This window comes from Microbacterium sp. ARD31 (assembly GCF_031844425.1).
In genome coordinates, this window is the sequence record NZ_JAUZVE010000105.1 from 1 (window position 1) to 9765 (window position 9765).

The window sequence follows — 9765 nt, forward strand, 5'->3', positions numbered from 1 at the left end:
ACGGCGCCGACGAGGGTGCAGCACTGCGCGCGGCCACCCAGCTGGCCTCGCACCTGATGCGGATCTGCTCCGACCACACGCGCGAGGGCACCATCTGGCCGGTCGACGCCAACCTGCGCCCCGAGGGCAGCCAGGGACCGCTGGTGCGCACGCTCGCGAGCCACCGCGGCTACTACGAGCGATGGGCCAAGACCTGGGAGTTCCAGGCGCTGCTCAAAGCCCGCCCGGTGGCCGGGGACGCCGCGCTGGGGCGCGCCTACGTCGAGATGATCGAGCCGATGGTCTGGAGCGCCGCTGAGCGCGACGGCTTCGTCGCTGATGTGCAGGCGATGCGCCGCCGGGTCATCGACCACCTCCCGGCGCACGAGGTGGACCGGCAGCTGAAGCTCGGCCCGGGCGGCCTGCGCGACGTGGAGTTCGCTGTCCAGCTCCTGCAGCTGGTGCACGGCCGGGCCGACGCCTCCCTGCGCGAGGGCGCCACCCTGAGCGCGCTCGCGCGGCTGACCGCCGGTGGCTACGTCGGCCGCGACGACGGCGAGAAGCTGCACGAGGCCTACACCTTCCTCCGCACCCTCGAGCACCGGATCCAGCTCCACCAGCTGCGGCGTACCCACGTGCTCCCCGACGACGAGGCCTCGCTGCGCCGCCTCGGCCGCTCGCTGGGACTCTTCTCCGAGCCCGTCGCCCAGCTCGACAAGCAGTGGCGCTACCACCGCCGCGAGGTGCGCCGGCTGCACGAGAAGCTGTTCTACCGACCGCTGCTGGGAGCGGTCGCCAAGCTCGCCGGACCCGAGACCCGGCTCTCCCTCGAGGCGGCCGAGGTGCGGCTCGCCGCGCTCGGCTACGCGGACCCGAAGGCCGCCCTGCGCCACCTCGAGGCGCTCACCAGCGGCGTCTCCCGCACCTCCGACATCCAGCGCACGCTCCTCCCTGTGCTGCTGGAGTGGTTCGCCGACTCGCCCGACCCCGATGCGGGCCTGTTCGGCTTCCGCCGGATCAGCGAGAGCCTGGGCCGTACGCCGTGGTACCTCACGATGCTGCGCGACGAGGGCGAGGTCGCCGAGCGGCTGGCCTACGTCCTGGGCACCTCGCGCTACGCCACCGACCTGCTCGAGCGCGAGCCGCAGGGCGTCAAGATGCTCGGGGAGTCGCTGACGCCGCTGAGCGCCGAGGCGGCGCTGACGGAGATGGAGGCGCTCGTCGAGCGTGCCGACTCGCCCGAGGCCGCGGTCGGGGCGGTGCGCGCCGTACGTCGTCGCGAGCTGCTGCGGATCGCCTGCGGCGAGCTGGTGGCGGGGACCGACGTGGCGCTCGTGGGGCAGGGCCTGAGCCGGCTGACGGACGCGACCTTGCAGGCCACCCTCGACATCGCCACCGAGTCCGTCCGGCGCCAGCGCGGCCTCGACGCGCCACCGAGTCGCATCGCGGTGGTCGCGATGGGCCGCTACGGCGGCTTCGAGCTGTCCTACGGCAGCGACGCCGACGTGATGTTCGTGCACGAGCCGGTGGGGGGCGTCGAGCCGCAGGTCGCGTCGTCGTTCGCGACGGCCGTGGTCGCGGAGGTGCGGCGGCTGCTGTCGCTGCCGGCCAGCGACCCGCCCCTGGAGGTCGATCCCGACCTGCGCCCGGAGGGCAAGAACGGGCCGATGGTGCGCACCGTGGAGTCCTACGCCGCCTACTACGCCAAGTGGTCGCACGTGTGGGAGTTCCAGGCGCTGCTGCGTGCGGACCCGGTGGCCGGCGACGAGGGGCTGCGGCGCCGGTTCACCGCGCTGGTCGACCCGCTGCGGTTCCCCGAGGACGGGATCTCGGAGGCCGACGTGGTGGAGGTGCGCCGGATCAAGGCGCGCGTGGACGACGAGCGGCTGCCGCGCGGCGCGGACCGGCAGACCCACCTGAAGCTCGGGCGTGGGGGACTGGCCGACGTCGAGTGGACCGTCCAGCTGCTGCAGATGCGCCATGCCGGGCGGGTCGAGGCGCTGCGGACGCCGCAGACCCTGCCCGCGCTGGAGGCGGCCGCGGCCGCCGGTCTCGTCGGCGAGGACGACGCCCGGACGCTGGCGGAGGCGTGGCGGCTGGTGAGCCGGGTGCGCAACGCGGTGACGCTCGTGCGCGGCCGTCCCGCCGACCAGCTGCCGCGCGACGCGCGCGAGCGCGCGGCGGTGGCCCGGGTGCTCGGCTACCCGCAGGGCTCCTCGGACCAGATGGTCAACGACTACCTCCGCACGACCCGGCGCGCGCACGCCGTGGTCGAGCGGGTCTTCTGGGAATGAAGGTCATCTATTCATCTCGCTCAGAAGAAGGTATCATCTTCATATGAGCGACATGAAGCGCGACGCTTCAGTGACGATCATCGGCGACCTCGTGGGATCCCGGCTGCGGGAGGACCGGGAGTCGGTGCACGCCAGGTTCGTGGAGGCCGTCGACGCCGTCAACGCGGAGTACGCCCCGCCCGTGCCGCTGCGCATCGGGGTGGGCGACGAGTTCCAGGGCATCTTCGCCGACCTCGGCTCGGCGATCGCGGCCACCCTCCGGGTGCGGATGGCGCTGTGGCCCGACGTCGACGTGCGGCAGGGGATCGGCTGGGGTCGCGTGCTGGTGCTGTCGGAGGACCCGCGGGTCGAGGACGGCCCGGGCTGGTGGGCCGCGCGGTCGGCGATCGAGGCGGTGGAGGCGTACGAGCGGAAGGCCGCGCTGCGTGCGGTGCGCACGGCGTACGCCGCCGCCGAGGGCGAGCCCGGTCCCGTCCCGGCACTGGTCAACGCCGCCCTGATGACGCGCGACCAGGTGGTCAGCGGCCTGTCGGAGCGCTCGATGTCGGTGCTGGATGGTCTGCTGAGGGGCAGGCAGCAGCAGGAGATCGCCGAGGAGCTGGGCATCAGCCCCTCAGCGGTGTCCCAGCGCATCCGCGCCGACGGACTCGGTGTCCTGCTGGCGGCCGACGAGCTGGCCCGCGAGCTGTGAGGCGGGCAGCGATGCGGGCCGGAGACGAGGAGACCAACGTGGGAGGAGTGCGATGAGCTGGCTCGGGATCCTGCTGGTCGGGTTGGCCGTCACCGACCTGACCCACTCGGCGCGCAAGGTCAAGGTGCTCCCGCAGGTGGTCGGGGTGCTGGCCGTGCTGGTGCTCGGCGTCCTCGCCGACCTGACGACCGGGCGTGACGTCGTCGCCCTGTTCGCGGTCGCCCTCGCGGTGACCGCGTGGGGCTTCGCGGTGACCTGGGGATTCGGCCACCCCGCCCAGGCGGCCGCGTGGCTGCCGCTCGGAGTCTTCGTCGCCGCGCTGGTGACCGGCGTCGCCTGCTCGGGCCTGGCGCCCGAGGCCGACGGGCTCCTCGGCCGCTGGCTCGCCTCCGTCTCCCTGCCGGCGGCCAACGGCCTCGGCGCCGACCGGTTCCTGCTCCTCCTCGGCGCCTTCGGCGTCCAGCTGTCGACGGGCAACGTGCTCGTCCGGCTGGCGCTGAAGTCGACCGGCACGATCAACCCCCGCAAGGACGGCGGGCTGCCGCCCACGCAGCTCAAGGGCGGACGCCTGCTCGGTCCGCTCGAGCGCGTCTTCATCCTCGCCCTCGCCCTGGGCGGGCAGGTGACCGCAGCCAGCATCGTCGTGGCGGCCAAGGGCCTGCTCCGGTTCCCCGAGCTGTCGTCGCGGCACGAGCAGCAGACCGTGCACGAGATGACCGAGTACTTCCTCCTCGGCTCCTTCGTGTCCTGGCTCGTCGCGCTGGCCTCGTACGTGCTGCTGGTCTGACGCGCGGCCACCTTCGCGGTGGTGGGGGCGAACGCCGTGGGTCGAAGGATTGAACAAGGCCGAGATCCGTGGCGCCGGGACCTGTGGTGCTGCTGAGATGGCGCCATGCGCCTCCGGACACCCGCCGCCCTGCTCGCCCCGCTGCTCACCGTGGCCCTCGGCGCGACGCTCGCCGTCGCGCCGAACGCCCAGGCCGTCGACGATCCCGGTTCGTCCGGCACTGCGCACGAGAGGGCGGTGGCCGAGGCGGCGCTGGACGCGGCCGAGGACGCCGTCTCCGGCGACGGCCGGGGACGCGGCGTCGACCAGACGCTCGCGATGCGAGACCTCTTCGTCGCCAAGCACGCCCTCCGCGGCGCCGACCGGGCCGCCGCCGAGCGGCTGCTCGCCCGACCGACCACGCCGCCGGACGACCCGAACGACCCGCGCGACATCTCCTACGGCCCGGACGCCGACCTGCAGACGCAGTGCAGCCCGGCGTTCTGCCTGCACTGGGTCGAGGAGGGCCCGCACGCCGCGACGCCCGCGTTCGCGGCGACCGCCTTCGACACGATCGCCCATGTGGCCGGCGTCTACGCGGCCGCCGGCTTCAAGCGCCCGCTGCCCGACGCCGGCCAGGAGGGCGACACCCGGACGGACTTCTACCTCGGTGACATCGACTCCGTCGGCACGCTGGGCTACTGCCGCTCCGACGCGGACGGTCCGGTGGTCGGCAGCGCCTGGTACGCCTACTGCGGCTTCGACAACGACTACGCCAACACACCGTGGCTCTCACCCGAGGCGGCGCTCGGGATCACCGTCGCGCACGAGTACTTCCACGCCGTCCAGCTCGCCTACGACGCCGAGGACGACGGCTGGCTGATGGAGTCGACGGCCACCGCGATGGAGGACGAGCTCTACGACGACGTCAACGACAACGCGTTCTTCCTCAACTACGGCCAGATGGGCGACCCGGTGGTGTTCGGGCCGCCGGCCGGTCCCGCGACGCCGCTCGACTCCTTCGACATCAACGCCTACGGCAACTGGGGCTTCTGGCGCTTCCTCATCGAGACGTACGACGACGAGACTGCCGGCGTGCCGAACCTGGTCCGCCAGGTCTGGGAGGCCCTCGACACGACCAAGAGGCCCAACGCGCTGTACTCGCTGCAGGCGATCGACAAGGTGCTCTCCGCCCGCCGTACCTCCACGCCGGAGCAGTACGCCGCCTTCGCCGACGCCAACCAGCACCCGGACGACGCCTACGACGAGGCCGTCGAGCAGGGCTACCCGACCGCCCCGAACACGATCGACGCGGTCCAGCTGGCCCGGAAGTCGCCGCCGGCCCGCCGCCGCGTCGAGCTCGACCACCTCACCAGCGCGACCGGCGAGGTGCTGCCGTTCGCGGGGAGCAGGCTGCTGCTGGTCCGGGTGGACCTCGACGACGCGAAGGTCGCGCGCGCCGTGGTGACCGTCCACCGCGCCGGCGGCGGCACGTGGACGACCCCGGTGCCCGTCGCCAGGAACGGCAAGGGCTTCGTGGTCGTGCCCTTCGTCCACGGCAGGGTCTCCTCGGTCGAGGTCACGCTGGCCAACGGGAGCACCCGGATGACCGGGTGCGGCGGCGGCAGCGCCTTCGCATGCGGTGGCACGAGTCCCGACGACGGGCTGGCCGCGGAGGTCAGGTTCCAGGCGGTCGGCTGACGGCCTCGGTCCGGGCGGGGTCGGCCCGGCGCTCGGCCCGCCGGGACGCCACGCCCGCGTCGGTGCAGAAGCCGCCACCGTGGTGCTTGAGGCAGAGCAGTCCGAGCAGCACGCCGTCGGCGTCGACCACGGCGGCGCGGCGCTGCCCGGCTGCCTGCATCGAGCGTCGTACGTCGTCGGCGAGCAGGCCGATGCCCACCGTCCGGCCGGCGAGGCGGGCGTGGGGGAGCGCGTCGCCGTGGGCGTCCTCGGCGGCGGCCAGGTCGTCGCGGACGAGCGTGCCCAGCAGCGGCTCGCCGACCCGGCCGGTCGGGGTCAGCAGCACCATGTGGACGTGCGTGCTGGCGAAGACGGTCCGCACCTCGTCGACGGACACCGACTCCTCGAGCACGATCGGGGACCGGAGCATCACCTCGTCCACGCGCCCGGTCGTCGGTGTGCTCATGGATCGACCCTAGGAGACGGACGCCTAGAGGCGCAGCACCCGGCCGGCCACCACGAGGTGGACCTCGTCACAAGCGGTGGCGACGCGCTGGTTGACGGTGCCGAGGAGGTCGCGGAAGAGCCGCCCGGAGCGGTGCTCGGGCACGACGCCGAGCCCGACCTCGTTGGTGACCAGGACGACGTCGAGGGCGCTGTCGCGCAGGGTCTCGACCACCTCGTCCACGCGGGAGCCGACGAGCTCGAGGACGGTGTCGTTGTCCTGCTCCCACGCGTCCGCCTCGTCGACGACCGCGGTGAGCCAGGTGCCGAGGCAGTCGACCAGCACCGGGTCCTGGCCCTCGCGGATGGCGGTGGCGAGGTCCTGCGTCTCGAGGGTCGTCCAGGTGGCCGGCCGGCGGGCCTGGTGGGCGGTGACGCGGGCCGCCCAGTCGGGGTCGGTCTCGACGTCGGGCGACGGGCCGGGGGCGACGTAGGTCGCCGGTCCGTCGCCGACGAGTGCCTCGGCGTGGGACGACTTGCCCGACCGGACGCCGCCGGTGACCAGGATCCGCATGCCGCGCATCCTCCCAGAGGCCGGGGGATCGGACGCCGGGGGCATGGGTACGGACGACCATGACCGACCAGCCTGCGTCCACGCCCGAGTCCGCCCGCGTCACGTCCCCCAACGCCGCCCTCGACGGCCGGCCCCTCGCCGTCGTGACCGGTGCCTCCAGCGGCATCGGCCTCGAGCTGGCCCGGCAGTTCGTCGACCACCACTTCGACGTCATCGTCGCCGCCGAGGACGCCGAGATCGCCGTCGCGGCGGCCGTGCTCCGCGCGGACAGCGAGGGCGAGGTCACGCCCGTGCAGGTCGACCTGCGGACCGCGGAGGGCGTCGAGGACCTCTACGCCGCGATCGTGGCCGACGGCCGGCCGCTCGACGCGATCGCCCTCAATGCGGGCCACGGCCAGGGCGGGGCGTTCGTCGACATCGACCTCGAGGACGAGCTCTCGATCATCGACCTCAACATCACCTCGACGGTGCGCCTGGCCAAGCTGGTCCTGCGCGACATGGTCGCTCGCGACGAGGGCCGGGTGCTGGTGACGTCGTCGATCGCCTCGACGATGCCCGGGTCGTTCCAGGCGGTCTACAACGCGTCGAAGTCCTTCCTCCAGTCCTTCACCGAGGCGTTGCAGAACGAGCTCAAGGACACCGGCGTCACCCTCACGTCGCTGATGCCCGGTCCCACGGAGACGGAGTTCTTCGAGGCCGCGGACATGGCCGATGACACGGCGGTGGGGACGTCGAAGAAGGATGACCCCGCACAGGTCGCGCGGCAGGGCTTCGACGCCCTGATGTCCGGCCAGGACCGCGTCGTCGGTGGCGGGCTCGAGACCAAGGTGCAGGAGGCGGTCGGCAAGGCGATGCCCGACAAGCTCAAGGCGGCGGTGCACCGGCGGATGGCCGAGCCGGGCTCGGGCGACTAGGTCGTCGCGGAGGCCAGCACGAGCACCGCGAAGGACAGCTCGACGGCAGCGCCCAGGACGTCGCCCGTGATCCCGCCGAGCCGGCGGACGCACCGCACGAGGAGGGCGCCGACCGCCGCGACCATCACGAGCAGTCCGACCAGTGCCGGCACCGCCGCGCCCAGCGCGTGCCCGGCGAGGGCCACTGCGACCGCGGCGGCCAGGAGGGTGGCGACCGCGCCGACCACGGGCACCGCACCGATGTGGGTCGTGCCGAGCCCGTCCGCCCGGGCCGCGGGCACGCCGCGCACGCAGCACACCGCGAGCGCGGCACGTGAGGCGCAGACCAGCAGCCCGACCGCCCACCAGCCGTGCTCGTGGCGCACGACGGCCGTGAGGCCGGCCGCCTGCAGCCCGCTGAGGAGCACCACGGCGACGACGCCCGCGGGGCCGACCGGACCGGTGCGCATGACCTCGAGCGAGCGCTCGGGGGAGTAGGACGCGGTGAGGCCGTCCGCAGTGTCGGCGAGGCCGTCCCAGTGGAAGGCGCGGGTGCCGAGCGCGAGCGCGAGCAGGACGACGTACGACGTCGCGAGCGGCGGCAGGTCGACGAGGCCGGCGAGCAGCACCACCACGGCCGCCGCGGCGCCGAGGGGCAGCGCGGCGAGGGGCGCGAGGACCATCGCGGTGCCTGCCACGGCGCGGTCGACCCGGCCCGGGGGCGGCACCCGGACGGCGGTGAGCGTGCTCGTCGCGTGGAGCCAGCCGTCGAGCAGGGTCGCGGCTCGGGTCACGAAGGCAGGATCTCGGACAACAGCGCCACGTCGCGCAGCACGGCGACGCCGGAGCGCAGCAGCGGGAGGGCGGCGACCGCGCCCGAGCCCTCGCCGAGGCGCATGCCGACGTCGAGGAGCGGCTCGAGGCCGAGGGACTTCAGCGCGTGGGTCTGCGCCGGCTCGGTCGACCGGTGGCCGGCGACCCACCACGCGCTGGCACCGGGCGCCAGCGCCTCGGCGACGACCGCGCAGGCCACGGACATCAGCCCGTCGAGCAGCACCGGCGTGCCGAGCCGGGCTGCCTCGACCAGGAAGCCCGTCGTCGCGGTCAGGTCGGCGCTGCCGAGCGCGGCGAGGACCTCGACCGGCTCGTCGGTGCGGCCCGCGACGCGGTCGAGCGCCTGCGCCACGACGTCGCGCTTGCGGGTCCAGCCCGCGTCGTCGATCCCGGTGCCGCGGCCGGTGACCTCGTCGGCCGGCAGGCCGAGGACGGCCGCGACGAGGGCGGCCGCCGGCGTGGTGTTGCCGATGCCGAGGTCGCCGGTCATCAGCAGCTGGGCCCCGGCCTCGACCTCCTCGCGCGCCAGCCGCGCGCCGAGCGCGAGCGACCGCTCGGCCTCCTCGCGGGTCAGCGCGTCGGTCAGGTGGATCGCCCCCGAGCCGCGGCGCACCTTGTGCGCGGTGACCTCGGCGGGGAGGTCGTCCAGGTCGGCGTCGACCGCCACGTCGAGGACGCGCACGGTGACGCCGTGCGCCCGTGCCAGCGCGGAGACGCCGGCGCGACCGGCGACGATCGTGCGGACCATCGCCTCGGTGACGGCCGGCGGGTAGGCCGAGACCCCGTGGGCCGCGACGCCGTGGTCACCGGCGAGCACCACGAGGCGTACGTCGTCCAGCGGGCGCGGCGGCACCTCGCCCTGGACGGCGGCGAGCCAGGCGCCGAGCTCCCCGACGCGGCCGAGCGCCCCGGGCGGCGTCGCGAGCCCGGCCAGGCGCTCGCGGGCGCGGGCGGCGACGTCGGGCGAGGGCGGCGGGATGCGGGTCTGGTCCATGGCCAGTCCAGCCTAGGGCCCACCCGACGCGGACCGCCTGACAGTCTTGGGCCGTGACCGGCCACTCCGTCCTCCAGCTGCCGGTCCCGGCGCTCGAGGAGTGGGTCCGAGCACGGACCGCCCACTACGACGACCGCTTCGTCTCCACCGATCCGCGGTTCGGGCACGCGCACGTCACGGCCCTCGGCCCCTTCGACCCCGACCCGTCACCGGCCACCCTCGCCCGGATCGGCGACCTCGCTGCCGGGACGGCGCCGGTGCGCGTGCGGCTGGCCGAGCTGGCGCAGTTCCCCAACGGGATCATCCACGTGGTGCCTGACCCGGACGACGCGCTGCGTGACCTCACCGCCCGGCTGGTCGCGACCTTCCCCCAGTGGCCGCCGTACGGCGGCGAGTTCGGCGCCGACGTCGTGCCCCACCTCACCGTGGACGCGGCCTCCGACGAGGTGAGCCTGTCCTCGACCGCGGGCCTGCTGCGCGACGTGCTCCCCGTCGAGGTCGTGCTGGACCGGCTCCAGCTGGCGTGGTGGGAGTCGGGCGACTGCCACGTCAGGCACGAGTGGCGGCTGGGCTGAGGCGGGGCCGAGGGTGGGCTGGGGAACCCTGTGGCAGGATC

The 9765-nt window shown here is 74.3% G+C and carries 10 protein-coding genes; 6 read left to right on the plus strand and 4 right to left on the minus strand.

Annotation, left to right across the window (positions count from 1 at the left end):
* The 4 genes from Q9S36_RS50910 to Q9S36_RS50925 form a co-directional block, all read left to right on the plus strand.
* Positions 1–2273: bifunctional [glutamine synthetase] adenylyltransferase/[glutamine synthetase]-adenylyl-L-tyrosine phosphorylase (locus Q9S36_RS50910; RefSeq protein WP_311292347.1), on the plus strand; the 2273-nt coding region annotated here is incomplete at its 5' end.
* Positions 2274–2316: 43 nt separating this feature from the next.
* On the plus strand, positions 2317–2964 hold the full coding sequence (locus tag Q9S36_RS50915) for a SatD family protein (RefSeq protein WP_311292348.1): 648 nt from the start codon (positions 2317–2319) through the stop codon (positions 2962–2964).
* 52 nt (positions 2965–3016) lie between these two features.
* Complete coding sequence (locus Q9S36_RS50920) at positions 3017–3751, plus strand: hypothetical protein (RefSeq protein ID WP_311292349.1); 735 nt, start codon at positions 3017–3019, stop codon at positions 3749–3751.
* A gap of 105 nt (positions 3752–3856) precedes the next feature.
* A complete protein-coding gene (locus Q9S36_RS50925; RefSeq protein WP_311292350.1) occupies positions 3857–5431 on the plus strand; it encodes an MXAN_6640 family putative metalloprotease in 1575 nt (524 codons plus the stop codon).
* On the opposite strand, the gene Q9S36_RS50930 is transcribed toward Q9S36_RS50925, so the two are convergent.
* Together Q9S36_RS50930 and cobU are read right to left on the minus strand one after the other, a co-directional pair.
* Positions 5409–5876 carry a hypothetical protein gene (locus Q9S36_RS50930; protein WP_311292351.1) on the minus strand — a complete coding sequence of 156 codons (468 nt, stop codon included), beginning with the start codon at positions 5874–5876 and terminating at the stop codon, positions 5409–5411. The genes Q9S36_RS50925 and Q9S36_RS50930 overlap by 23 nt on opposite strands.
* Before the next feature lie 24 nt (positions 5877–5900).
* Entirely contained in the window at positions 5901–6428 is a 528-nt protein-coding gene (gene cobU, locus Q9S36_RS50935; RefSeq protein WP_311292352.1) for a bifunctional adenosylcobinamide kinase/adenosylcobinamide-phosphate guanylyltransferase, read from the minus strand.
* Between the two features lie 59 nt (positions 6429–6487).
* Between cobU and Q9S36_RS50940 the strand changes: the two genes are divergently transcribed.
* Complete coding sequence (locus Q9S36_RS50940) at positions 6488–7342, plus strand: SDR family NAD(P)-dependent oxidoreductase (RefSeq protein ID WP_311292353.1); 855 nt, start codon at positions 6488–6490, stop codon at positions 7340–7342.
* Here the strand turns inward: Q9S36_RS50940 and Q9S36_RS50945 are convergent.
* Complete coding sequence (locus tag Q9S36_RS50945) at positions 7339–8115, minus strand: adenosylcobinamide-GDP ribazoletransferase (RefSeq protein ID WP_311292354.1); 777 nt, start codon at positions 8113–8115, stop codon at positions 7339–7341. The genes Q9S36_RS50940 and Q9S36_RS50945 overlap by 4 nt on opposite strands.
* On the minus strand, positions 8112–9149 hold the full coding sequence (gene cobT / locus Q9S36_RS50950) for a nicotinate-nucleotide--dimethylbenzimidazole phosphoribosyltransferase (protein ID WP_311292355.1): 1038 nt from the start codon (positions 9147–9149) through the stop codon (positions 8112–8114). Before cobT ends, Q9S36_RS50945 begins: the two co-directional genes overlap by 4 nt.
* Before the next feature lie 53 nt (positions 9150–9202).
* Here cobT and Q9S36_RS50955 point away from each other — a divergent pair, with 53 nt between their 5' ends.
* The gene (locus Q9S36_RS50955; RefSeq protein ID WP_311292356.1) at positions 9203–9724 is read left to right on the plus strand and encodes a 2'-5' RNA ligase family protein; all 522 of its coding nucleotides are present in this window, start codon (positions 9203–9205) and stop codon (positions 9722–9724) included.
* Positions 9725–9765 lie beyond the last annotated feature (41 nt).